This window comes from Halosolutus amylolyticus, assembly GCF_023566055.1.
Classification (GTDB): domain Archaea; phylum Halobacteriota; class Halobacteria; order Halobacteriales; family Natrialbaceae; genus Halosolutus; species Halosolutus amylolyticus.
The window spans coordinates 251,892-274,795 of record NZ_JALIQP010000002.1; the positions used below are offsets into that span (position 1 = coordinate 251,892).

29 protein-coding genes are annotated in these 22,904 nt (G+C 66.7%); 18 read left to right on the forward strand and 11 right to left on the reverse strand.

Annotated features, from left to right (window positions below):
- Positions 1–10: 10 nt before the first annotated feature.
- The 5 genes from MUN73_RS07610 to MUN73_RS07630 all read left to right on the forward strand — a co-directional run bounded on the left by MUN73_RS07610 (position 11) and on the right by MUN73_RS07630 (position 4,902).
- Positions 11–949 carry a rhomboid family intramembrane serine protease gene (locus MUN73_RS07610; protein WP_250139856.1) on the forward strand — a complete coding sequence of 313 codons (939 nt, stop codon included), beginning with the start codon at positions 11–13 and terminating at the stop codon, positions 947–949.
- A gap of 297 nt (positions 950–1,246) precedes the next feature.
- A complete protein-coding gene (locus MUN73_RS07615) occupies positions 1,247–2,038 on the forward strand; it encodes an endonuclease V (RefSeq protein ID WP_250139857.1) in 792 nt (263 codons plus the stop codon).
- Positions 2,039–2,162: 124 nt separating this feature from the next.
- Positions 2,163–3,131, forward strand: coding sequence for an SDR family oxidoreductase (locus MUN73_RS07620; protein ID WP_250139858.1), 969 nt, complete (start codon positions 2,163–2,165; stop codon positions 3,129–3,131).
- A gap of 8 nt (positions 3,132–3,139) precedes the next feature.
- On the forward strand, positions 3,140–4,501 hold the full coding sequence (locus tag MUN73_RS07625; RefSeq protein WP_250139859.1) for a glycerate kinase type-2 family protein: 1,362 nt from the start codon (positions 3,140–3,142) through the stop codon (positions 4,499–4,501).
- 158 nt (positions 4,502–4,659) lie between these two features.
- The gene (locus tag MUN73_RS07630; RefSeq protein WP_250139860.1) at positions 4,660–4,902 is read left to right on the forward strand and encodes a helix-turn-helix domain-containing protein; all 243 of its coding nucleotides are present in this window, start codon (positions 4,660–4,662) and stop codon (positions 4,900–4,902) included.
- 155 nt (positions 4,903–5,057) lie between these two features.
- Here the strand turns inward: MUN73_RS07630 and MUN73_RS07635 are convergent, their stop codons facing one another.
- Complete coding sequence (locus MUN73_RS07635; protein WP_250139861.1) at positions 5,058–5,279, reverse strand: helix-turn-helix domain-containing protein; 222 nt, start codon at positions 5,277–5,279, stop codon at positions 5,058–5,060.
- A gap of 236 nt (positions 5,280–5,515) precedes the next feature.
- Complete coding sequence (locus MUN73_RS07640) at positions 5,516–6,691, reverse strand: ArsA family ATPase (RefSeq protein WP_250139862.1); 1,176 nt, start codon at positions 6,689–6,691, stop codon at positions 5,516–5,518.
- 217 nt (positions 6,692–6,908) lie between these two features.
- On the opposite strand from MUN73_RS07640, the gene MUN73_RS07645 reads away from it, so the two are divergent.
- The 3 genes from MUN73_RS07645 (at position 6,909) to MUN73_RS07655 (ending at position 8,110) form a co-directional block, all read left to right on the forward strand.
- The gene (locus MUN73_RS07645; RefSeq protein ID WP_250139863.1) at positions 6,909–7,163 is read left to right on the forward strand and encodes a hypothetical protein; all 255 of its coding nucleotides are present in this window, start codon (positions 6,909–6,911) and stop codon (positions 7,161–7,163) included.
- Positions 7,164–7,283: 120 nt separating this feature from the next.
- Positions 7,284–7,649 carry a hypothetical protein gene (locus MUN73_RS07650; RefSeq protein ID WP_250139864.1) on the forward strand — a complete coding sequence of 122 codons (366 nt, stop codon included), beginning with the start codon at positions 7,284–7,286 and terminating at the stop codon, positions 7,647–7,649.
- A 53-nt stretch (positions 7,650–7,702) separates the two neighbouring features.
- Positions 7,703–8,110, forward strand: a complete 408-nt coding sequence (locus tag MUN73_RS07655) for a universal stress family protein (protein ID WP_250139865.1) — start codon at positions 7,703–7,705, stop codon at positions 8,108–8,110.
- Between the two features lie 21 nt (positions 8,111–8,131).
- On the opposite strand, the gene MUN73_RS07660 is transcribed toward MUN73_RS07655, so the two are convergent.
- Entirely contained in the window at positions 8,132–9,232 is a 1,101-nt protein-coding gene (locus tag MUN73_RS07660; protein ID WP_250139866.1) for a pyridoxal phosphate-dependent aminotransferase, read from the reverse strand.
- 99 nt (positions 9,233–9,331) lie between these two features.
- Here MUN73_RS07660 and MUN73_RS07665 point away from each other — a divergent pair, with 99 nt between their 5' ends.
- Positions 9,332–9,859, forward strand: a complete 528-nt coding sequence (locus tag MUN73_RS07665; RefSeq protein ID WP_250139867.1) for a CinA family protein — start codon at positions 9,332–9,334, stop codon at positions 9,857–9,859.
- Between the two features lie 79 nt (positions 9,860–9,938).
- Positions 9,939–10,424, forward strand: coding sequence for a metal-dependent hydrolase (locus tag MUN73_RS07670; RefSeq protein ID WP_250139868.1), 486 nt, complete (start codon positions 9,939–9,941; stop codon positions 10,422–10,424).
- Positions 10,425–10,508: 84 nt separating this feature from the next.
- Here the strand turns inward: MUN73_RS07670 and MUN73_RS07675 are convergent, their stop codons facing one another.
- Both MUN73_RS07675 and MUN73_RS07680 read right to left on the reverse strand, forming a co-directional pair.
- Positions 10,509–11,240, reverse strand: a complete 732-nt coding sequence (locus MUN73_RS07675; protein ID WP_250139869.1) for a GNAT family N-acetyltransferase — start codon at positions 11,238–11,240, stop codon at positions 10,509–10,511.
- Positions 11,241–11,406: 166 nt separating this feature from the next.
- Positions 11,407–12,315: a cell division protein CdpA domain-containing protein gene (locus tag MUN73_RS07680; protein WP_250139870.1), complete on the reverse strand. Its 909-nt coding sequence runs from the start codon at positions 12,313–12,315 to the stop codon at positions 11,407–11,409.
- A gap of 124 nt (positions 12,316–12,439) precedes the next feature.
- Here MUN73_RS07680 and MUN73_RS07685 point away from each other — a divergent pair, with 124 nt between their 5' ends.
- Both MUN73_RS07685 and MUN73_RS07690 read left to right on the forward strand, forming a co-directional pair.
- Positions 12,440–12,727, forward strand: a complete 288-nt coding sequence (locus MUN73_RS07685; protein WP_250139871.1) for a DUF5789 family protein — start codon at positions 12,440–12,442, stop codon at positions 12,725–12,727.
- A 6-nt stretch (positions 12,728–12,733) separates the two neighbouring features.
- A complete protein-coding gene (locus MUN73_RS07690; RefSeq protein WP_250139872.1) occupies positions 12,734–13,432 on the forward strand; it encodes a CPBP family glutamic-type intramembrane protease in 699 nt (232 codons plus the stop codon).
- A gap of 76 nt (positions 13,433–13,508) precedes the next feature.
- On the opposite strand, the gene MUN73_RS07695 is transcribed toward MUN73_RS07690, so the two are convergent.
- Complete coding sequence (locus tag MUN73_RS07695; RefSeq protein ID WP_250139873.1) at positions 13,509–13,952, reverse strand: hypothetical protein; 444 nt, start codon at positions 13,950–13,952, stop codon at positions 13,509–13,511.
- A gap of 96 nt (positions 13,953–14,048) precedes the next feature.
- Here MUN73_RS07695 and MUN73_RS07700 point away from each other — a divergent pair, with 96 nt between their 5' ends.
- The 3 genes from MUN73_RS07700 (at position 14,049) to MUN73_RS07710 (ending at position 16,684) form a co-directional block, all read left to right on the forward strand.
- The gene (locus tag MUN73_RS07700; RefSeq protein ID WP_250139874.1) at positions 14,049–14,513 is read left to right on the forward strand and encodes a DUF302 domain-containing protein; all 465 of its coding nucleotides are present in this window, start codon (positions 14,049–14,051) and stop codon (positions 14,511–14,513) included.
- Positions 14,514–14,609: 96 nt separating this feature from the next.
- Positions 14,610–15,389: a PHP domain-containing protein gene (locus MUN73_RS07705; RefSeq protein WP_250139875.1), complete on the forward strand. Its 780-nt coding sequence runs from the start codon at positions 14,610–14,612 to the stop codon at positions 15,387–15,389.
- 125 nt (positions 15,390–15,514) lie between these two features.
- Positions 15,515–16,684, forward strand: a complete 1,170-nt coding sequence (locus tag MUN73_RS07710; protein WP_250139876.1) for an AI-2E family transporter — start codon at positions 15,515–15,517, stop codon at positions 16,682–16,684.
- Between the two features lie 145 nt (positions 16,685–16,829).
- On the opposite strand, the gene MUN73_RS07715 is transcribed toward MUN73_RS07710, so the two are convergent.
- The 3 genes from MUN73_RS07715 to nreA all read right to left on the reverse strand — a co-directional run bounded on the left by MUN73_RS07715 (position 16,830) and on the right by nreA (position 18,799).
- A complete protein-coding gene (locus tag MUN73_RS07715; protein ID WP_250139877.1) occupies positions 16,830–17,051 on the reverse strand; it encodes a hypothetical protein in 222 nt (73 codons plus the stop codon).
- Positions 17,052–17,159: 108 nt separating this feature from the next.
- Positions 17,160–17,411, reverse strand: a complete 252-nt coding sequence (locus tag MUN73_RS07720) for a hypothetical protein (RefSeq protein WP_250139878.1) — start codon at positions 17,409–17,411, stop codon at positions 17,160–17,162.
- 86 nt (positions 17,412–17,497) lie between these two features.
- On the reverse strand, positions 17,498–18,799 hold the full coding sequence (nreA, locus tag MUN73_RS07725) for a DNA repair protein NreA (RefSeq protein WP_250139879.1): 1,302 nt from the start codon (positions 18,797–18,799) through the stop codon (positions 17,498–17,500).
- Between the two features lie 97 nt (positions 18,800–18,896).
- On the opposite strand from nreA, the gene MUN73_RS07730 reads away from it, so the two are divergent.
- From MUN73_RS07730 to MUN73_RS07740, 3 genes are all read left to right on the forward strand, one after another.
- Positions 18,897–20,744 carry a cation:proton antiporter domain-containing protein gene (locus MUN73_RS07730; protein ID WP_250139880.1) on the forward strand — a complete coding sequence of 616 codons (1,848 nt, stop codon included), beginning with the start codon at positions 18,897–18,899 and terminating at the stop codon, positions 20,742–20,744.
- A gap of 364 nt (positions 20,745–21,108) precedes the next feature.
- On the forward strand, positions 21,109–21,288 hold the full coding sequence (locus MUN73_RS07735; RefSeq protein WP_250139881.1) for an HVO_2753 family zinc finger protein: 180 nt from the start codon (positions 21,109–21,111) through the stop codon (positions 21,286–21,288).
- Between the two features lie 11 nt (positions 21,289–21,299).
- Positions 21,300–21,566, forward strand: a complete 267-nt coding sequence (locus MUN73_RS07740; protein ID WP_250139882.1) for an elongation factor 1-beta — start codon at positions 21,300–21,302, stop codon at positions 21,564–21,566.
- Between the two features lie 82 nt (positions 21,567–21,648).
- On the opposite strand, the gene MUN73_RS07745 is transcribed toward MUN73_RS07740, so the two are convergent.
- Complete coding sequence (locus MUN73_RS07745) at positions 21,649–22,323, reverse strand: RNA ligase partner protein (RefSeq protein ID WP_250139883.1); 675 nt, start codon at positions 22,321–22,323, stop codon at positions 21,649–21,651.
- An 86-nt stretch (positions 22,324–22,409) separates the two neighbouring features.
- Positions 22,410–22,850, reverse strand: a complete 441-nt coding sequence (locus MUN73_RS07750; RefSeq protein ID WP_250139884.1) for a hypothetical protein — start codon at positions 22,848–22,850, stop codon at positions 22,410–22,412.
- Positions 22,851–22,904: the final 54 nt, after the last annotated feature.

The following is a 22,904-nucleotide window of genomic DNA, read 5'->3' on the forward strand; positions in this document are numbered from 1 at the left end:
CCCCACCGCAATGGCAAAGTGCGACGTGTGTGGGAAAGACGAAAGCATGCCGTACAACTGCCGGCATTGCGGGGGCACCTACTGCTCGGAGCACCGGTTGCCGGAGAACCACGACTGCACCAGTCTGAACACCTGGAACGATCCGCAGGGCGTCTTCGACAGCGGGTTCGACGACAGCGTCGACTCGGGGAGCAAATCCCGATCGGCCAGCCTGACCGACAAACTCCCGATCGACACCGGGCCGGGCGGCCCGCTCGGCTACTTCCGCGGGAACATGACCTACACGTTCCTCGCGATCATGTGGGTGACGTTCCTCTTCCAGTGGGTCGCGATACTGATCGGCGGCATGTCCCTCCACAACGCGCTGTTCGCGCTCTCGTCGTGGAACATCGAGTACGTCTGGACGTGGATCACGTCGATCTTCGCCCACAGTCCAGTCAACATCTTCCACATCGTATTCAACAGCATCGTGATATTCTTCTTCGGGCCCCTCGTCGAGCGCTACGTCGGTTCGAAGCAGTTCGCGATCCTGTTCATCGTCAGCGGCGTCCTCGCCGGTCTCGGTCAGGTCGGGCTGGCGATCGTCCAGGGCGTTCCCTCGAGCGTGCTCGGGGCTAGCGGTGCCGCGCTCGCGATCATGGGCGTGCTGACGATCCTGAACCCGGGTCTCAAAGTGTACCTCTACTTCATCCTGCCCGTGCCGATCTGGCTGTTGACCGCAGGCACGGCAGTCATCAGCGTCTTCTTCATCAGCACCGGCGGCGGCGGGACCGTCGCACACATGGCCCACCTCGTCGGCCTCGTGATCGGCCTGGGCTACGGCGAGTACGTCAAGCGCACCCAGAACGTCCGCGCCCCGAGCCAGTTCCAGCTCGGCGGTGGCCCCGGCGGTCCGGGCGGCCCCGGTGGGCCGGGCGGTCCCGGTGGTCCCGGCCGCGGCCGGTTCTGATCCGTTCGATCGGTCCGCTTCTCATACACAACATTACGAAAGGTCCTGCCGCACTCGGCTCCCAGGACACGGTATCGTTCGAGAGAGTTCCCCAGCCGTTCGCGCTCAACGCGCCTCCTCCCTTCCTTCCCACCCGTATCGGCTGGTGAGGCTGCCACCGCGGGTGGGAATGAAAGGGGCAGGGGCTTTCGTGGTGTTTTCGTCACCAGAAGCTGGCCGACAGCAATCGGTGAACCCGTACACCGATCGGGAGAACCCCGACACTGATTTTCCCGCGGCCGCTACGGGGTCCCATCGATGGAACCCGTTCGCCCGGACCTCGTCCCCGACGCCGAACTCTCGCGCGACGAGATGGAGGCCCTCCAGCACGAGATCGCCGACGCCGCCGTCTTCGTCGACGACGTGGCGATCGATCCCGATCGGCTGTCGAACCCGCTCGCGTCGGCGGCGAGCGAGGGGGAACCGCCGATCGTCGCCGGCGTAGACCAGTCCTTCCTCCAGGACGGGGACGGGACCGAGGATCGCGCCCTGAGCGCCGTCGTCGCGATGCAGGGCGGCGAGGTGATCGAGCGCGTCTACGCAGTGACGCCCCTCGAGATCCCGTACATCCCGGGGCTGCTCGCCTTTCGCGAGGGCGGACCGATCCTCGCCGCGCTCGAGGCGCTGTCGGTCGAGCCCGATCTGCTCCTGTTCGATGGGAGCGGCCGCATCCACTTCCAGCAGGCCGGCATCGCGACGCACATGGGCGTCGTGCTGGACGCGCCCTGTATCGGCGTCGCCAAGAGCCTCCTCTGTGGCCGGCCGCGATCGGACGTCGAGAACCTGCCCGAAGGAGCGCGGGTCGCGATCGAGGCGAACGACAGGGTCGACGCGCCCGCGGGCACACTGATCGGCTACGCCGTCCAGACTCGACAGTACGACTCGCCCGATCGGTACATCAACCCGCTCTACGTGAGCCCCGGCCACCGCGTCGGCCCGGAGACCGCCGCCGACGTCGTCCTCGCGCTCGCTTCGTCGTACAAACTGCCGGAGCCGGTTCGGCTGGCGGACGGCTACGCCGACGAGGCGAAGCGCGCCGTCCGCGACTGATCGGACCTGGGGGCGAGGCGGCAACGACCCACCCGGCTGGCCGCCGACGATTCGCCGATCGTGACAGTCCGGTGAGCGCGACAAACCGTCGCTACTTAGGTATCGCCGCACGAACCACTCGCGCATGGCCATCGCTGAGGACGCCGAGGAAGCGGAGACCGACGACGGGGGCCACGCCGTCGACGATCGCGATCGAGAGCCGGCGCGGACGACCGACGACGATCGCGGCCGCGAGACGAGCAGGGCTGAGGACGATCGCTACACGCGCAAGCAGTGCGTCCTGATCACCGGCTGTTCGTCCGGGATCGGCCGAGCGACCGCCGAGGCCTTCCTGGCGGAGGACTGGCAGGTGATCGCGACCGCGCGGAACGCGGACGACATCGCCGACCTGGCCGACGCGGGCTGTCGGACCCTCGAACTCGACGTCACCGATCCGGAGCAGGTCGCGAGCGTCGTCGAGGAGGCCGTCGACTACGGCGGCGCGATCGACTGTCTCGTCAACAACGCCGGCTACGCCCAGATGGGACCGATCGAGGACGTCTCGACGATCGACCTCCACCGCCAGTTCGACGTCAACGTCTACGGGCCCCACCGCCTCGTTCGCGCCGCCCTGCCGCACATGCGCGCCCAGGGCGAGGGCCGGATCATCAACGTCTCGAGCGCGATCGGACGGGTCTCGGTTCCCGGCGCGGGTGCCTACGCCGGCTCGAAACACGCCCTCGAAGCGATGAGCGACGCGTTGCGCGGCGAAGTCGAGGAGTTCGGGATCGACGTCGTCCTGATCGAACCCGGACCGGTCGAGACGAACTTCGACGAGCGAGCCGACGACGAACTCCCCGAGTCCGATCGGACGCCCGCCTACGAAACACTGTACGAGATCTACGACGACGCACAGCTGATCGGCGGCGGGAAGGGCGGCCCGTTCGCGTCCGAACCGGAGGACGTCGCGGCGGCGATCCTCGAGGCCGGAACCTGTCCGGAGCCGCCGGCGCGGTACCCGGTCGGGCCGCTCGCCCAGTTCGGCGTCTACGCCCGGTTCCTGCCCGCTCGGCTCCGCGACGCGGGCTACGGCCTGCTCCGTCGGCTGGTCTAAGATACAGCATGTTTCGCAACCGCGATCGATCCGCAGAGACGCCCGCCCACGAAACCGCCCTCGCGTGTCTCGAGGCCGGCATCGCGGCGACCCTGCCGGAGCGAGTCGTCGCCGACCGAATCGCTCTCGACGAGGAGACGATCGCGGTCGGCGGCGCGACCTACTCTCTCGACACGTTCGACCGACTCGTCGTCCTCGGCGGCGGCAAGGCGGCCGGCGGACTCGCCGCGGCGCTCGCCGATCGGCTCGGGTCCCGCCTCGACGACGGCTGCGTCGTCACGACGGACGTCGAATCGGGATCGGTCGGGCCGATCGAGGTCCGCGAAGGCGATCACCCGACGCCGACGGAGCGAAACGTCGAAGCGACGCGGACGATTCTCGACCGCGCCGAGGCCGCCACGGCGGAGACGCTCGTCCTGGCGCTCGTCACCGGCGGCGCGAGCGCCTTGCTGTGTGCACCCGCGGCGGGCCTCGCGCTCTCCGATCTGCAGGCCACGACGGACGCGCTGCTCGCGTCCGGCGCGTCGATCGACGAGATCAACGCCGTCCGCAAGCACTGTTCGGCGATCAAGGGCGGCCAGCTCGCACGCGCGGCCGCTCCGGCACCCGTCGTCACGCTCGCGATCAGCGACGTCGTCGGCGACGACCCCGCGGTGATCGGGAGCGGACCCACGGTCCCGGACGGAAGCACGTTCGGCGACGCGCTCGCCGTGCTCGACCGGTACGACCTCCGGGAGACGATCCCGGATCCCGTCGTCGATCGGCTCGAACGGGGCGTCGACGGCGAACTCGAGGAGACGCCCGACGCGGGCGCGAGGGCCGTCGCCGCGGCCGCGGACGACTGGCACTCCCTCGCGAACGGCCGCACGGCGATCGACGCCGCGCGCGGCGTCGCCCGTGAGCGCGGCTACGAGCCACTCGTGCTCTCGAGCCGATTCGCCGGTGAGGCCGGCGAGGTCGGCCGCGTCCACGCGAGCGTCGCCGCGGAGATCGTTGCCGCGGGTGAGCCCGTCGAACCGCCGGCGGTCGTCCTCTCGGGCGGCGAGGTGACCGTCACCGTCGACGGCGACGGCACGGGCGGGCCGAACCAGGAATTCGCCCTGGCGGCCGCGATCGAACTCGCCGAGTCCGGGGCCGACGCCGTCCTCGCGAGCGTCGACACCGACGGCATCGATGGCCCGACGGACGCCGCGGGGGCGATCGTCGATCGGGGGACGGTCCCGCGCGACGAGGTCGACCCTGCGCGACGCGCGCTCGCCGCAAACGACGTCTACGACGACCTCGACGATCGATCGGCGCTCCTCCGTACCGGGTACACGGGCACGAACGTGAACGATCTTCGCGTCCTCGTCGTTCCGGCGGCCGACTGAGTCCTGGCGAGTCGATTCCTGTTCTGGCGGTCGTCCACCGGAGATCGAGGTGTGATAGCCGTCACGAGACAGGTACGGCGCTCGAACGGCCGACTCGCCCCGAGTTCGACGATCGTTGTAACAAGGATTTATTATCGTCGATGGTAGAGTCGGGATCGATGACAGTCACCACGGACGACCTGGAACGGACCGATGCCGAGGTCCGCGTTCCACCAGCGATCGATGCCCCGCGAGCGAAACTCGTCTACCTCTGTCTCGACCTGCTCGGCGCGCAGACGGTCGACGATCTCCAGCGCGTCACGAACGTCCCGAAACTGAGCCTCTACAGCATCCTTCGACTGCTCGAGCGGGAGGACGTGGTTCGAACGGACGGCGACGAGTACCGGATCGCGGACGCGTGAGGACCGGCGGCCTCGCGATCGGCCGCCGTGACGATCGACGATCGGGACACACAGTGACGAAGTGACGACCCGTTTTCGGCGAAACTCAGTCGCAAGAATCAGATCGATACGGCCCCGCGTCGATCCGCTCGGGAACCGGCCGGTATCCGCCGCGCTCAATCGGCTGCCGTTCGGTCGGTGCGGACGCCCTCGGAGAGTGTATACGCCCCGCCGGTACACTGTCGGATCTCGCCGCTCCGCTGGAGTCGCTCACAGTGCCGTTCGACCGTCATCGGATGCGCGTCGAGCGAGGCCGCCAGGTCCGGAACCGTCGCCGGCTGCGACTCGTCGAGGACGGCGAGGAGCAGTTCCCGATCGATCGTGTCGGAGTCTCCCATAGTGGTCTCGTTCGAGAGTTCTCGAAGACGATCATCAACCGTTCGCCGCATTCCCAGTTGTCGAGAACGGTCCCGGCGTCCCGTCGACGATGGAGGGCGGCGATGGCGATAGCCGGTTCCGTCGACGATGGAGGGCGGCGATGGCGATAGCCGGTTCCGTCGACGATAGAGGGCGGCGATGGTGACGTTCGATACCGCCTGCGACGACGGGGATGCCGACTACCGATCCCCGTCCGCTACCGGAGACAGGCCGCGACGACTTCGAGCATCCCTTCGCCGCGAACCTCGTCCGCGAACAGCGGGACGCGCCGCACGTCGGTTCCACGGAAGAGGTCCTGCGCTTCGGCGAGCGCGCTCTGCTGGACGTCCCAGCGTCGCTGGCAGAACTCGCAGTCGTCGAGGTTCGGTTGGAGAAACTCACCCTCGACGTCGTCGGCGACGTTCGAGAGCGGTTCCATAACCCGGTTGACGACGACGGTGCCGACCGGGATGTCGAACTCCCCGAGTTGCTGGCGCAGGCGCTTGGACTCCACCACGCTCATCTCTTCGGGCACCATGACGATCCGGAAATCGGTTCGAGTCGGATCGCTCAGTGCGGCCCGCAGTCGCTCGATCCGCTCGCGTAACTCCTGGAGGTCCTCGAGGTCCGCCTCCTCCTCGGGCGGTTCTTGCCCGCCGAACATCCCCTTCATCCCCTCGATCATCCCGCCGATCCGCTGGCGAAACTGGAGGATCCGGCCCATCATCGAATCCATCAGCTCGGGCAACTGGAGCAGTCGAAGCGTGTGGCCCGTCGGCGCCGTGTCGACGACGACCCGATCGAACCGATCGTCGTCCAGGTACTCGAGTAAGAGTTGCATCGCGGCGGCCTCGTCCGCGCCGGGCATCGCGCCGCCGAACACCGCGTCCATCGGCGATTCGTCGCCGAACATCTCGCCGAGTCCGCCGAGGGGTCCCGCATTGCCTTCGGCTCCGGGACCCGCGCCGGCGAAGGCCGCGTTCCCCTGCTCCATCGCGTGCTCGGGATCGATCTCGGCCCCGTAGAGCGGGATGTCCTCGCGAATCCGACCCGGTTCGGCGGGAACGTTGGTCTCGAACGTATCCGACAGCGAGTGCGCGGGATCGGTCGAGACGACGAGCGTGCGGGTCCCCCCGCGAGCGCTGGCAAGCGCCGTCGCGGCCGCCATCGTGGTCTTTCCGACGCCGCCCTTCCCGCCGTAGAGCACGTACTCCGGGCCGTCGATCGGCTCGTCGGATGGTTCGACGTCGATTCGTTCGCGGTCACCGGTCTCCTCGACGGAGTCCGTCGGCGTCACTTCGATCGTGTGTGCGCCCTCGTCCGCGTCCGCCTCGCCGCCGCTCGACCCGTCCGCATCCTCCTCGTCGGCCGCCGCGACGTCGATTCCACTCATGCGGCTCGATTCCCGGTCCGGACAGGAGTATTCGTCGGTCCGATCCGATCGGTTCGCGGCGCTCGTCCACGACCTAGTATGTGATTATATATTCTGCTGAACTAGGATCGTACCTTACCCATTGCTGAATTTAAGAACTATCCTTATATACGAGGACGGTGTCGATTCGGATGACTACCGATGGCCGCGAGCCGGCCGATATGCACCCACAGCACCCATGACACCCCAGCTCACACGGCGACCTGCGGACGAACCGGCGAACCGAACGGCGACCGATCCCTTCCCCTACGGGTCCGATCGGACCGGGTTCCTCCTGACGGCGACGGCCCGCGGTGTGCTTCGATCGCGAGAGCCGGCCGGCCCGATCGGCGCTGCCGGCTCGACGGACTGTCCGAACTGTAGCGGCGAGACGATCGACGGTGCGGGACTGTTCGCCTGCACGGACTGCGAGTGGACCGGGACGCTCCGCTAGCGCGCGAACGGCAGGCTCACGTCGACGTCCGGGCCAAGGGTCGTGGGTCGATGACGGGGGTACCAGTGGGCCTGTGGAAAACGACCACAGCGTTATCCCGATCATTCCCGTGTAGACAGTATGGGAGACACCAGAAAGGGGCGAGACAAGCAGGCCCGCGACGCGGAGAACCGCCAGCGAGAGCGGGAACTCGAAGAGGCGCGTGAGCGGGCCGACGAAGCCGAACCGCGTGACGAAGCGGAAGAGGCGGACGACGATCCGAACGCTTCTCGCGAGTGTCACCGACGCGGCTGCACCGAGCCGGCGACGTTCCGCGTCCTCGAACGGTACCAGGAAGAGACCGGACAGGGGGCCGTCGAGGCGGAGGCCGCCCTGTGTCGTGACCACACCGCCGAAGAGAGTCCAACGAACCTCGATGGCGTCTACGCCGACTACGTATTTCGGGTCGTCCCCATTCTGGGGACGGGAACCACCGACGTCGCCTGAGGTTCCGGTTTGCGGGAGGTGGGATTGATATGCTCGGCGGGTGTATATGTACCGTGACCCGGACTGCGTTGCTGGTGCCGATCCGCTATCCGCCGAACACGGCCAGCGTGGAGACGGTAACCCACGCGATCGACCTCGCCGAGGGGTTCGACGATGTCCACCTGTTCATCCTGCACGTGAACGTCCTCCACCGGGGCGAGGACGTCGATCGAACCGAACTCCGTCAGGCGGTCGAAGACGAGATCGACCCGCTCGCAAACGCGACCTGTCACGTCCGGGATGCGTACCTGATCGAGAACGCGATTCTCGACGAGGCAGCCCAGCAGGACGTCGATTACGTCGTCATCGGGGAATCGATGCGGGCGCGCTGGCGCCAGCTGCTGGCCGACCGCCTCGGCGTCGGCATCGACCTCGAAGCCGCCCTCCACGGCCGGCTGAACGCCGAACTCGTCGTCAGTTGACGCCCGGGCGAATCGACGCCGCTACTCGAAGTACGACGCGAGCCGATCGGCCGCCTCCTCGACGCGCGGCGTGACGAGCGCGAACCGGAGCCAGTCGCGCCGCGAGTCGCCGAACGCCTCGCCGGGCATCCCGGCCACGCCGGCCTCGTCGACCAGTTTCTCGACGTTCTCGAGGGTTCCGGGATAGCCGTCGAACCGCGCCATCACGTAGAACGCGCCCTGCGGCGTGGTGTACTCCGCGCCCGCTGCGTCGAGCGCGTCGGTGAACGTTTCGACCCGATCGGCGAGCAGGGCCCGATTGCGCTCGTAGTAGTCGGGGCCGGTCTCGCGCAACGCCCGAAGGACGGCGTACTGGGCCGGTCGACTCCCGGCGACGTTGACCAGCATGTGGCGGCTCCTGGCGTTCTCGACGAGGTGTGGCGGGAAGACCGCGTAACCGACACGGAAGCCGGTGATCGCCAGCGACTTCGAGAACGCGTTGGTGACGATCCGGTGGTCCGAGTCGAACCGGAGCGCGCTCGTGAACCGGCCCGAGAGGTCGTAGTGGTCGTACACCTCGTCGCTGACCAGAATCGCGTCGTACTCCTCGGCGATCGCCACGAGTTCCCGGATCGTCTCCTCGGGGTAGACCGCTCCCGTCGGGTTGTTCGGCGAGTTGGCCACGATCGCGGCCGTCTCCTCGCTCGCGGCCGCCCGGACGTCGGCCGGATCGAGCTGTCCCTCCTCGTCGGCCGCCACGTACGACTGCGTCCCCCCGAGCATCGTCGTCTTGCCAGGATAGTAGGAGTAGACCGGGTCCGTGAGCAGGATCTCGCGGCCCCGATCGCGCTCGAGTGCGCGCGCCATCGCGAGGTAGTTCGCCTCGCCGGCCCCGTTCGTGATCACGACCTGCTCGACGTCCACCCCGCGCCGTGCGGCGATCTCCTCGCGCAATTCACGGAGCCCCGCGCTCGGCGGGTACTGGAACCGATCGGGATCGAAGTCGGCGTACTCGCGCAGTCCATCCCGGAGCGCCTCCGGGGGCTCCCAGTCGGGGTTGCCACTCACCATGTCGACGACGTCGCGGTCCGCCTGGGCCGCGTACTCCATCACGTGGAAGAACAGCGGCGTCTCGTACTCCATACGCAGTAGTGGGCGGGCCGGAACCGTCGTTCTTTCGTCACGCGCCGACCCGTCAGTACCACCCCCCGCGCTTACATCGACGGCGCGTCGAGGGGACGTATGAACGACGACATCGATCGCGACCAGCCGATGGACGTCGCCGACGCGCTCAGAGGACGCGAGGAGACGCTGGCCGTCGCGGAGTCCTGCACCGGCGGGCTGATCGGCGCGGCGATCACCGCCGTACCGGGCGCGAGCGACTACTTCGATTCGGGACTGACGACCTACTCGTACGACGCCAAGCGCCACCACCTCGGCGTCAGTCGCGAGGCGCTCGACGAACACGGGGCCGTCTCCGAACCCGTCGCGCGGGAGATGGCCCGCGGCGTCCGAGACGTGGCGGACGTCACGTGGGGGGTCGCGACCACCGGCATCGCGGGGCCGACCGGCGGCACCGACGAGAACCCCGTGGGCACCGTCTACATCGGCGTCGCCTACGCCGGGCCGTGGGGGACGGAGACCTCCACCTGCACCGTCTCTCGCTACGTGTTCGACGGCGATCGGGCCGCGGTCCGGGCGAAAACGGTCGATCGGGCGCTCGCAGATCTGCTCGATGCGATCGAATCCGTCGATCGATCGGCGGACTGAGGAGCGCGTCCCTATCAGTTCGACCGAGAGACAGGACGGAGAGAAACTTATTCGGCAGTCGACTGTCCAGTAGTCGAACGTGAACAAGAAAGGACACGTTCTCAATGCCGTACTGCTGAGTATCGGCCTGGGGTATCTGCTCGAACCGGCCGGCGATCTGGCGACGTTCGAGACGATCGTCGCGATCGGCGTCCCGGTCACGCTCGGCGCGCTCTTTCCCGACGTCGACACGGCGTTCGGGAAACACCGGAAGACGCTGCACAACCTGCCGATCCTCGTCGGTTTCGTCGCCTTTCCCTACGTCTTCGGTAATCTCGAGTACGTCTGGATCGGAATTTTGACCCACTACGTGCTGGACGTCGCCGGCAGCAAACGGGGAATCGCGCTGTTTTACCCGGTCTGGAAGAAGGAGTTCGGGCTTCCGGTCGGGGTGACCGTCAGCAGCAAACACGCGAATCTCATGACCGTCGCCGTCACGTTCGGTGAACTGCTGCTCGTCGCCGCGATCGTCGTCCAGCTTCCGCGGTGGGGCTTCGAACTGGGCCGCCTGACGATCGGCGCGTAGGTCATACGGTTTCCTGTACGTCAGTTCCGGCGCAACCGCGACCCGGGCGGCGGTTGCGCCGGTACATCGGTACAGCAATCCGTATCAGATCTCGTAGGCCATCATCACCTCGTCGACGTGCTCGCCGTCGATCGTGTAGTGGTTCCGGCGGATGGCCTCCGTGTCCCAGCCGTGCATCGTCAGGAACTCGAGCGCGCCGTCGTTGACGACCGGAATGCTGTTGTAGACTTTCCGGTAGCCGTTGGCCTCGGCCCACTCGATCCCGCGGGCGAGCAGTTTGCCCCCGATCCCGTGGCCCCGATGAGTCTCCTTCACGCCGACGGTTTGCTGGGCGGTTCCCCGGACTTGCTCGACCTGTGGCAGATCGAGGTGGGTCCACCCGACGACGTCGCCGGCGACGGTCGCCACGAAGAACATCCGCGATTTGACGGTGTTGTGCCTGTTCACCGCGTTCTCGTAGAGAAGTTCCTCGGCGATCGTCTCGGCGACGACGTACGTCTCCTCCGCCGTCACGTCCCGGATCGTCTCGACGAGTCCCTCGAAGTCCCGCTGGCGCGCCGGCCGGATCGTGAACTCGAAGCCGTTCTCCTCGTACGTCTCGATGGCACCGAACTCGAGAGCGAGCTGTAGCGTCCCGTCGTCCTCCCTGAGATAGCCGTCGGCCGTCAGCGCGTCGAGGTGCGTTTCGAATTCCGACGTCGGCAATTCGACGATCTCCCGGAGTTTGTGCCGTTTCACGGTCCCGTGCCGTTCCACGTACTCGTAGATGCGTTTGCGGTCCTCCGACGAGAACGCCGGTCGCTCAATCGCGCCCATAGACGGCGTACGACGACGAGTCGCTTAGAGTTTGTCTATTGGTACCCACCAGCACAGTACAGCGACGCCGGTCACAGCGGCTGGCGACGTCGAGCGGGAACGAAACGGAGACCGTCGATCGATCGGTGCGAGAACTCTCGGGCGAGGACGACTGGCCGAGCCCGAATCAGCGGCGGTTCGGCGTCCACTCCTCGCACGCGTCCATGTCGTCCATCGCGGACTCGTGACGGGCACAGTAGGGGACCATTCCCGACGAGGACCGGACGTACTCGAAGTGACTGCAGTTGCCACAGTAGCGATCGGCCGGCTCGCTCGCCGACTCCGGCGGGTCGACGATTTCCGCGTCCCGGCCGTCGCCGTCGCGATCGATCGGCGACGAAATGTCCGCCGTCGTGGAACCGCCGTCGCTGGTCGCCGCGCCGGCGACGGCCGCGGCGTTCGATCGGCGGCCCGAGGACGCGTTCGTCTGCGTCTCCACGTCGCCGTCGGGCGTTCCGCCGAGGAATCCCACGCCGCCGACGCCGGTCGCGTCGTCGCTCTCGTCGACCTCGACGACCGTCTGGTTGCGTCGGGTCACGTTCATCTCGAGCATGCCGCCGGGGTCGTTCCGGGTCTTGAAGTTGACGACGGCGGTGAACAGACACCAGACAGCGGTCACGAGCCCGAGCAGGTAGATGGCGGAGACTTCCAGGGTGAGTTCCTGACCGAATCCGCGCCAGTGGTGCGGATAGGCGTGCCAGAAGAGGGCGACGCCGAGCAGGCAGAGGCTCGCGCTGATCGCGGCGGCCGCGAGCACGCGCCGACCCGCCGGCAACACGACGAAGACGCCGACGAGCGCGACCGGGACGCCGAGACCGGCGAGGACGCCGGCGACGCGCACGGCAGCGTAGTGGTCGGCCATCTCCCACGCGGTGAGTTCGACCACGTACCCCCCGAACGGGTCGGTCGTCGCCACGAGCACGGCCACGACAGCGAGTATCGCACCGAGGCAGACGAGGGCCGTCCCCGCGTACAGCCGCCGGAGGCTCGCTCCCTCCCGTGCGGCCCCGTCGTAAACCTCCGTCAGGCTAGTCATGCGATCGTATTCACGCTCGGCCCACAAAACGGTATGTCAGACATATTTCGTCAAAGAGAGAGGATCGGTCCGATCGATCCCCGGAAACGAAAGCTTGAATCGCCACGCTCGAGAACCACTGCCTATGAGCGACGAGGACGACGAGTCGGAGCCCGCCGTATCGCTCGGAGACCACACTCCCGTCGAGGGAGCACCCCTCGCCCGCGTGACATCACGGCTGACCTGGCCCAAAGAGAAGAGCGAGGTCGATCGACTCGAGGGCGACAGCGTGATTCGAACCCCCGACGGGCCCCGGGAACTCTCCTCGGTACTCGAGGCGGTCGACGAGACGTACTTCCAGCGCCACCAGGAGTTCGAGCGACACGTCCGCGGGGTCGTCGGCACCGGGCCGGTCCCGACCGCAGACGAGTGACGATCCGTGGCCACTGAAGAGGATCGAGCACCGGGAGAGTGGGCGCGTGCCCAGTTCGATCGGCTTACCTGGTTTCAGAAGTCGTTGCTAACCGGCGCCGTCCTGACCGTCGTGTGGATGCAGGTCGTCCCCGGCGACCTCGGCCGCCGAACGTTCGTCGACGCGGTCCTGCTCATCGGCGGCCCGCTCGCGCTCGGCTTCTCCCACGGCAAGCACATCGGCTGGACCGTCGATCGCGCCGCCGTTCGAAACGCGATCTTGCTCGCGATGTTCGTCCTGCCGTTCTACCTCGTCGGGTCGACGCTACCGACCATCCGGACGTTCTATCCGATGTGGGAGACCTCGTCCGCGCCGGGCGAGTTTCTCCCCCACGCGGTGAAACTCTTCACGCTCGCGCTGGCCGCGGAGACCTACTACCGCGGCCTGCTCTGTGTCGGCGTCAGGGAGATCGGGTTCAAGGCCGTACTCATCAGCCCCGTCGTCTACATGATCCACCACTCGACGAAACCCCCGATCGAATTCCTGCTGTCGGGGCCGACCGACGTTCTCTTCGGCGCGGTCGACTACCAGTCGAACTCCATCCTCCCGTCGGTGATCGCCCACGGCGCCGGCCTCGTCCTGCTGGACTGGCTCGTGTTGCACGACCCACTGTTCGATCCACTGCCGTACCTGCAGTATCTCGAGTGGCTGCCGCTCCCGCTGTGACCGTCGGCTGCCGTCCGGATCCCGATCGGCGGTCCGGCGAATCCGACCCGGCGGCGGCTTCCCTCGACTCGTCCGATCACGTGTCGCGAACGGTGATCGCGAACTCCTCCGAGATCGAGTCCGCGGCCTCGCGGTCCGATCGGTTCCAGACCGTCACGCCGTAGCGGACGGTCCCCGGTTCTGCGTCGGCCGCGACGGAGACGGGGACCACGACCTCGACGGTCTGTCTCGGCCGCCACCAGTTCCAGTACGGCGGGTAGGAGTCCTCCTGCGAGGTCGGAGACGGCGACACGCTGGCGTCGTTCACGTCGATCCGGACGCGTTCCCGAGAGTGCGGGAGAGAGAGGATGAGAGACCCGACGTTGTGCGCCGTAACCGTGATGGTCGTTTCCTCGCCGGGAGCGAGTTCCGGCTCGGCTCCGTCGACGCCCGGTGAACCCACGAATCCCCGGAGCAGCGACGTACTGACCGCGGCGAGACCGGCGAAACCGCCGACGAGGAGCGCGCGTCTGGAGGGCATATTCCGATGGACGATGACAACTACCAAGAGTGTATCGCGATTCCGAGGCGAACGTCACCAACCACTGTTATGCACCCCCCGTCCGATGTATCGCATATGAGCCTTCCCATCGACCCTGCCGCGATCGATCCCGACGAGTACGGCGAGAAACAGGCGGTCCTCGAGATGGACCACGAGGAGGCGATCGAACACGTCCGCGAGGTCTGCCTCGACGTCGGCTTCGGCATCCCCGTCGAGTTCTCGCCCTCGGACCTGCTGAACGAGAAGGTCGACGCCGATCGGGACCCCTACTACGTGCTCGGGGCCTGCAACCCCGAAATCGCCGATCGAGCCCTCGACGAGACGATCCGCATGGGCGGACTCTTCCCGTGTAACATGATCGTCTGGGAGGAGGAACCGGGGCGACAGCGCGTCTACCACGTCTCGATCATGAAGATCGCCCGCCTGCTCGGCATCGCGCCGGACAACGAGGCGTGGGCCGACATCGTCGACACGACCGGCGACTTCGTCGCGGAGACGTTCGACAAACTCGATTCGGTCGAGAGCGAGGTTACGGACTGAGACCAGGACGATCGGCCGACGTCCCTCGATCGACGTTCCCACCGGTTGCCACCGCTACCCCGCCTTTTAGAACGTGCGACGGCGTACCGGGAGTCAGTGACACCGCACGCGGACTTTCACGTCCACTCGAACTACTCCGACGGCCGGCCCCTCCCCGAGATGGTCGCAGCGGCCGAACGCGCGGGTCTCGAGGCCGTCGGGATCACCGATCACTGCAACGTCTCGAACCGATCGGTGCCGATGCGGGCCAAGCGCGAGCACGGGTTCAACCTCGATCTGACCTACGAGCGACGCCGGGAAGCCCTGGAGAGCCTGCGAGCCGCGACCGACCTCGCGATCTACGACGGCGTCGAACTCGACTACGACCCCCGCGACGAACCCGAACTCGAGTCGTTCCTCGAGCAGGCCGGGTTCGACTACGCGATCGGCAGCGTCCACGAACTCGACGGCGCGTGTATCTTCGACCGATCGGCCTTCGCCGACCGGTCCGAATCCGAACGCCGGGACCTCGTCGACGACTACTACCGCAAGATCGTCTCCCTGCTCGAGTTCGACGCGTTCGACGTCCTCGGTCACGTCGACGCGATCGAACGGACGCCGGAACTGCGCGGCTACGCGACGACCGAGCACTACCACCGGGTCGCCGACGCGCTCGTCGAGTCCTCGTCCGTCCTGGAGATCAACGCCGGGCGAGTCGGCCGGGAATACGGATCGTTCCACCCCGAACCGTCGTTTCTCGAGATCCTCCGCGATCGCAACGTCCGCTTCGTCCCCGGGTCCGACGCTCACCGGCCGGCCGAACTCGTCGATCGGGTCCCGCTGTTCGCCGACCGATTCGTCGAAGCGGGTCTCGAATCGACCTCGCCGATCGGCTGATCACGGGTTGGGTACCCCGGTAATGGGTCTCCTGCAAGGGGTGTCGAAGCGGCCACGGTCGACCTGTCCACTGGTTGGCACGCGGAGATGTCAATATTTACGTACGTGAAGGGCAACCACGAACTATGGACGTCCGGACCACGTTTTTTGCCCTCCTGCTCGTCGCCCTGGGGACCATCGCGACCCTGATGATCGCCCCGCTGTTGCAGTACGTGATGGCCGCCGCGCTCCTCGCGTTCGTGCTCTACCCCGCCCACGAGCGACTCGAGGAGCGGATCGGGGCGCGCCCGTCCGCGTTCGTCATCACGGGTCTCGCGATCGTCGCGACGGTGGTCCCGACGCTCTACGTCTCGATCGTCCTGCTCCAGACGACGATCACGTATCTCGACGGGTTCGACGAATCGGTCGTCGTCGACTCGATCAGGGACGTGGCGTTCCAGATCGGCGTCGACGAGGCGGCGTTCGCGATGGCACGGGAGCAAGTCATCGCGGAGGTCGAGGGATCGATCGCGAGCGCCGTCGAACTGTTCCTCCGGGAGACGATCGGCCTCCTGAACGCCAGCATTCGGATGAGCGTCGGCCTGCTCGTCCTCGTGTTCGTCCTCTACTACCTGCTTCTCGACGGACCGGCGTTCGTCGCCTGGCTCGCCGACGTCATCCCGCTCGAGGACGGCGTTCGCGACGAGTTGTTCGACGAGGTCGAGACCGTGACGCGGGCCGTGATCCAGAGCCACGTCCTCGTCGCGCTGGCCGAGGGCCTGCTCGGCGGTCTCGGATTCTACCTGCTCGGCGTCCCCAACGTCGCGCTGTGGACGGTCGTGATGATCGTCGTCTCGTTCCTGCCGGCGATCGGGATCTGGCTCGTCTGGGGCCCCGCCGTCGGCTATCTCGTGGCCGCGGACGAGTTGGTCGCCGGACTGGTGTTGCTCGTCTACGGACTGACCGTCCTGTCGATCGTCGACAATTACCTGCGGGCGGTCTTCGTCGATCACGGTTCGGGTCTCCACCGTGCCGCCGTCCTCGTCGGCGTCATCGGCGGGATCTACCTCCTCGGGATCATGGGACTGTTCCTCGGCCCGGTACTCCTCGCGGTGTTCAAGGCCGGTCTCAACGTCTTCAGCAAGACCGCACTGGCGAGCGGCGACCCACAGGTGGCTCCGACCGCTCGGCCGGTCTCCAGCGGCGAGAACGCAACGGCCGCCTCGAAGGGAGAAAACGCGCCGACGGTCGATACGGATTGCTGTAACGATTTCCCGGCGCAACCGCCGCCCGGATCGCGGTTGCGCCGGAAATGACGTACAGTAAACCGTAGAGTGAGCGCCCGCGATCGACTCGCGATCGGACGGGACGAGCCAAGTGCGAGCGAGGAGACTCTTCGTGCCGACGCAACGAGAACAGACCGACGAGCGGGGACGAGACCGACGAACGGAGGGTGCTGAATTATCGATCGTCGTCGCACTGGCCCGTAGACGGGTCACTCGTACCGTCTTCGTGAGACCCGTCTTCACCGCCGGTTCGCTCCGCGACCCGGCGATCGATGTCGGACTGGAGGGCCCCGGAGGCGATCATGATGACGGCGATGACGACGATCGGGACGCCGACGAGGAGGGCGAGCACCGCGATCACCGCGAGCAATTCGGCGCTGACCAGCGCGAGCCACATACGTCCGGACACGCGCTCGAACGGCTTAGGCACCGGGGATCGAGGACGCCGGGGACTGCGGTCCCACCGTCGCGGACTTCGTCGACCGCCGGTGACGCCGGCGGTCGATCAGGGCTCGCGGCGATCGGCCTCGAGGTGCTCGACGCGCCGTTCGAGGGCCGCCACGCGCTGCTCGAGCGCGGCGACGTCTCCATCGGTCGGCGCAGTCGCTCCAGTGCTGTCGTCGCCGTCGCGGGTCAGGATCCAGACCACGAGTCCGATCGCGACGATCGGAACGAGAACGAAAAACATCATGAACAGCACGATCAGGAGCTCTGGGCCGCCGGGTGCGCCCGGGACGAAGAGGGGAACGGGGATCATACGGACACGTCAGACCGAATCGACAAAAGTGTTCGCGTACTGCAACGACGCCGATCGGTGGCATCCGTCGGCCCGACCGTACCGACCTATCGGTCCGTCGAGAACGCACTAAGGTTCGACTGGACCGCCGCCGCGAGTTCGGACTTCCGCCGGAGTCGTGCGTAGGAGACCGGCAACTGGGTCGCGATCTCCGCGATCGCGCCGTGGAACGTCTCGGCCTCGCCGTACTCCCCCTCGAAGGCGTTGCGGACGCTCTCGCGGACCTGCCAGACGCCGACCGGGGCCCAGTAGTCGTCGCTGACCTCCCGCAGGACCAGACACTTCGCCTGCCGGCCGATCGACTCGAGGTGCTCGAGCACGCCGAGGCGGGCGGCGTAGTACGCGCCGGCGGTCTCCTCGACGTAGCTCGATCGGCCCTCGAACCCCTCGTACGCGCTCTGGAGCCAGACGTCGTCCTCGGGGTTGGGGTTCCAGATACTGCCGGGGGCTTTCATCTCGACGAGTTCGAACTCCCAGTTGCCGGGCGCGAGGATCACCCAGTAGCGATTGCCCATGTACTCGTTGGCCCAGACCTGGACCTCGTCGATGCTCGGGGCCGACCGGATGCGCCCGCGCAGGAACTGGCCGACGGTGTCGTCGACGGCGGTGATCGACCACCGCGTCGGCACGAGGCGGCGCTGGTCGGTCTCGCCGAGCGCGCCCGCAGAGAGGATCGAGTTGATCTCGTAGACGTCGAACCCGCGGCGGTAGAGGTAGGTCATCGCACCCTGGGCCTGCCAGTCGTCGTCCTCCAGGGTCTTCTTGACCGGTCTGGGGACGTGGGGGTTCTCCTGCAAGTCGGCGTTCCGGGCGGTCGCTCGCGGGCCGCGGGGCGTCGCGACGTCCGTCCCCGCGTCGAGGCCGAGATCCGGCGTGTCGTCGAGGCCGATCTCGAGGTCGACCGGCCGATCGGCGATCGCGACCTCGCGCTGGACGCCGACGAAGCCGTTCCAGGCGTCGTGGACGTTCGGCGTCAGCCTGCTCGCGATGCTCGGCGAGTCGACGTTCGCGCGCTTGTTCGAGTTCAACAGTCCAGTTCTGCGTTGCAGGACGTCGTCGATCGCGTACCCCTGCCGGTACCACTCCCCGTCGGTGACGTACTCCTCCGCCGCCCCCTCGTCGCCGACCGGCGAGAGCAGGCCCACGGGGATGTCGGGGTAGTTCGATCGCCCGACGAAGATCGAGGGGGCGGTCGACCCGACGAGCGTATCGCCGGTCAGGGCGTCGTCGAACCGCCGTTCGAAGTCCTCGAGGTGGTCCGTGATCGCGTAGGACTTCTCCTTCGCGAGGCGCCGTCGCTCGGCCTCCTCGTCGGGTTCCAGGTCCTCGATGTAGTCGTCGAGGCGCATTCACCGGCTGTAGGGACGCAGTGGGTTTGAATGTTGAGTTCGCAGCCTGCGGCAAAGGAGGAGCGTTATCAAACCCAATCGCATAGCTCCAGTCACCGTGTCGCTGCTCCCCGTCGTCGTCGGCATTCTCACGCTCGGCGTGGGCACACAGTTACTCGCAAAGCGGATGCAGGTTCCGAGCGTCCTCTTTCTCATCGCCATCGGCGTCGTCGTCGGTCCCGAGGGGTTAGGATTCGTGACGCTCGACACCTTCGGCGAGGGGCTGTCGACCATCGTCGGGGTGAGCGTCGCCATCATCATCTTCGACGGCGCGTTTCACCTCCACCGAGAGAAACTCGAGCAGGCGCCCAAAGCAGTCCGTAGATTGACGACGGTCGGTGCGGCGCTCGCGTTCGTCGGGACGGGTGTCGCGGTTCGAGTCTTCCTCGGAACAGAGTGGGACGTCGCGTTCCTGATTGGTGCCCTGCTCATCGCGACCGGTCCGACCGTGATCACGCCGGTGCTCGAGGTCGTCACGGTGCGAGACCACGTCGAAACCGCGCTCGAGGCCGAGGGGATCGTCAACGACGTCACCGCCGCTGTGCTCGCGATCGTCATCTTTGAGGCGGTCGTCGTCGGGAATTCTCCGGAGGCCGTTCCGGTCGAGTTCCTCCAGCGTCTGGCGGTCGGGATCGGTATCGGGGTCGTCGTCGCGGGCGTCGTCTGGTATCTGCTGGTCGAAGTCAGGGCTCCGGCGGGCGACGCCCCGCAGATGGCACGGCTGGTGACGCTTACGGGGGCGCTCCTCTCGTTCGGGCTCGCGGAGTCGGTCTTCCCGGAAACCGGCGTCGCAGCGGCCGCGGTCACCGGACTCGTCCTCGGCAACGTCGATCTACCCCACCGCGAGGAGATCCTCGCCTTCAACCGGGATCTGACGCTCGTCGTCCTCTCGTTCGTGTTCATCTCGCTCGCCGCACTGATCGACTTCGACTCCCTGATCGGCCTCGGGACCGGCGGGATCGCCGTCGTGGTGGCAGTTACACTCTTCGTCCGGCCGGTTCTCGTCATCCTCTCGGCGACCGACCGCCAGTTCAGTCGTTCGGAACGGCTCTTCCTCTCGTTCGTCGGTCCGCGAGGGATCATCCCAGCGTCGGTGGCGACGCTGTTCGCGATCGAACTCGAGGCCGCGGGCCAGTTCGAGGCCGCGCAGACGCTCGCCGGGACCGTCTTTCTCGTCATCTTCATCACTGTCGTGATACAGGCGGGGTTCGCCCGCCAGATCGCGGAGTACCTCGATGTCATTCCAATGCCTACGATCATCGTCGGCGGCGGCCGGGTCGGCCGGGCGCTCGCCACACGACTGGAGAACCGAGGCGAAAACATCGTCATCGTCGACGAGGACGAGGAGACGATCGAACAACTTCGCCGGGACGGCTACACCGTCTGCAACGGGAACGGGACGAGTGCGGAGACGCTCCGCGAGGCCGGAATCGAACGCGCAGGGATCGTTGCAGCGACGACCGCGGACGACAATACCAACCTGCTGGTCGCCCAGCTCGCCCGGACCAAATTCGGCGTCGAAACGGTCGTCGCGAGGGTGAACGAACCCGGAAACGTCGACGCCTTCGAAGCGCTCGACGTCCGCGCGATCGACGTCGCGAACGCAACCGCGTGGTCGCTGGACAACGAGATCGAACGCCCGGCGCTCTCCCACTGGATGACCGAACTCGGTGAGGGCCACGACGCTCAGGAGATCACCGTCACTGCCTCGGATCTCGGCGGAGCGACGATCGCGGAGTTGGACGCCGACATCCCGGACGGCGTCATCATCGCGGTCATCGCCCGCGACGGCGAGACGTACGTCCCGGAGGCGGACACCGTTCTCGAGGAGGGTGACAAAGTGACCTTCCTCGGGCGTGAGGAAGCCGTTCGAGCGGCGGTGCGTCGGTTCCATCCGCACGGGTAGCTGCGCACGAAACCGGGCGGACAGAGCCAGCACAAGTAGTCAGAGGCAGAGGTTCGGTCGGCCTGACACCACCGAACCTCGAGTCTCCCTTTCACGCGGGATGTCATATACACCGAAGCGCGTTTTCTGGGTCAGAAAACACCGCCGAGACCGCATCATCGCCGGTAATACACTGACGGACTGTCGTCCGCCAGTCCTCGAGTCGTACCCGGGGTGACTCGACAATCGGGACTCGACAGCAGTACGACCGTCCCCTCTCGAGTACCGGGTACTGACGCGGTCTTGGACGCGGTTCCATCGACTCCACTCGAGACTGGACGACTGAAAGACAACGGTTAAAAACGACGGGCGGGAAGGGAGGTGTATGAGTACGACCGACGACCGCGAGACGCGCTCTTGTGTCTCCTGCGGAATCAACATCGCGGGGACGAACGCCGCCGCGTTCAAGTGTCCCGAGTGCGGCCAGCAGATCTACCGCTGTGCCAAGTGTCGCAAACAGAGCAACCTCTACGAGTGCCCCGACTGCGGGTTCCTGGGTCCATAAGGTGAGTTAGAATGGGAAAAGTCGCAGCCAAGGTCAAGGTCATGCCGGACAGCCCCGAAATCGACCTGGACGCGCTCCAGGAGCGCCTCGAGAGCGCCCTCCCCGAGGGTGCCAAAATCAACGGCGTCGAACGTGAAGAGGTCGCGTTCGGCCTCGTCGCGCTCTACCCGACCGTGATCGTCCCCGACGGCGCGGGCGGTACGGAGACCGTCGAGGAGAACTTCACGGACGTCGAGGGCGTCGAGAGCGTCGGCGTCGAGAACGTCGGCCGGATCTAACGGAAGCCCCTTTTTCGCCGCCGTCGAGCAGTTCCGCGAGCGGCGGCGCTCGCGTCTGATCGCGTCACACCGGGACGGACGGTTAGTCGATCGTTCGCTTCGTTTCAGGGTCGACGGTCGCGAGGTACTGCTCCAGCAGGTTGGGAAACTCCCGGCCGCGGATGAAGCGCAGGCCGAAGTCCTCGGTCCAGTCGATGATGCCCCTGTCCTCGGTGACGACGCCCGCGTCGAGTTCGCGGGCGAGGATCAAGAGGTCGAAGTCCTCGCGTGAGTCGAGCACGCCGGTGCGCATCGCGCCGCGGTACTTGTCCCGCAGGTCCGAGATCACGGCGTCGACCTCCGTCTTGTACTCGTGTTCGTCGAGGGGTTCGTCGGCGCTTCGCTCGGCCCGACGGACCGCCTCCTCGGAGACCCGCAGTCCGCGGTTGACCCGATCGCTCATCTCGTCGACGAACGTGTAGACGACGTTCGCCGGGATCGAAATCTCGTACCGATCGGGGTGTTTGCGGATGACCCACGTGTTGAGCATCGCGACCGTCTCCTCGCTCACCCCTCGATCGGCGAGCATCGTCGTCAACTCGTCGTGGATCGTCGGCGGCACGTAACAGGAGATGCCGAGGTTGAGGCGGGCGTTCGCGATCAACTCGAGCAGTCGACACACGGCGTCCTCGACCGACTCGTCGTCTCGCCGGATCTCCTCGGTGATGAACAGGGACGTATCGAGAACGAACCGCTGTTTGAACGCCTCGCTGGACATGGTCGAGGATAGGGGCCGAACCGGGAAATAAGTAGGTCTCGGGGCGGATCGGGGACGGACGAACGCGGAATCGGCGGGGCGAACCGTCAGTTGTCGTCCGTCTGGGGCCCCTTCGCGCCGAGGTCCGCCTCCGAGATCATCTCGGCCCCGGTCGGCGAGAGGTCGACGGTCACGTCGCTGGGAACGGCCTTGCTGATCTCGTCGACGTTGCCGGCGAGCACCGTCAGGATGTCCTGGGGATCGACGTAGATGAGCATGTTGCCGTCCTGGCCTTCCGTCACGAGCTGGAGATCGTTCAGGACGACCTGGTTGTCCTGTATCGACGCCGCGACGACGGGTAGCGAGGCCGGTTTCCCGGGCTCGTCCTCCCGGACTCTGCGGATGTGGACCGCATCGAGGTCGATGACGTCTTTGTACTCCTTGATCCGCTCGGCGCAGTCGACCATGTCGTTGATCACCTGCGTCCGCTTCTCGTTGCCGTGATCGCCCTCGAGACAGTGCTGGCAGACGCGGAGTTCGATCTGCATACGAGCGCGTACTCGCTGGACGCCGATGAGAATTCCGTTTCGCCGATCAATAGT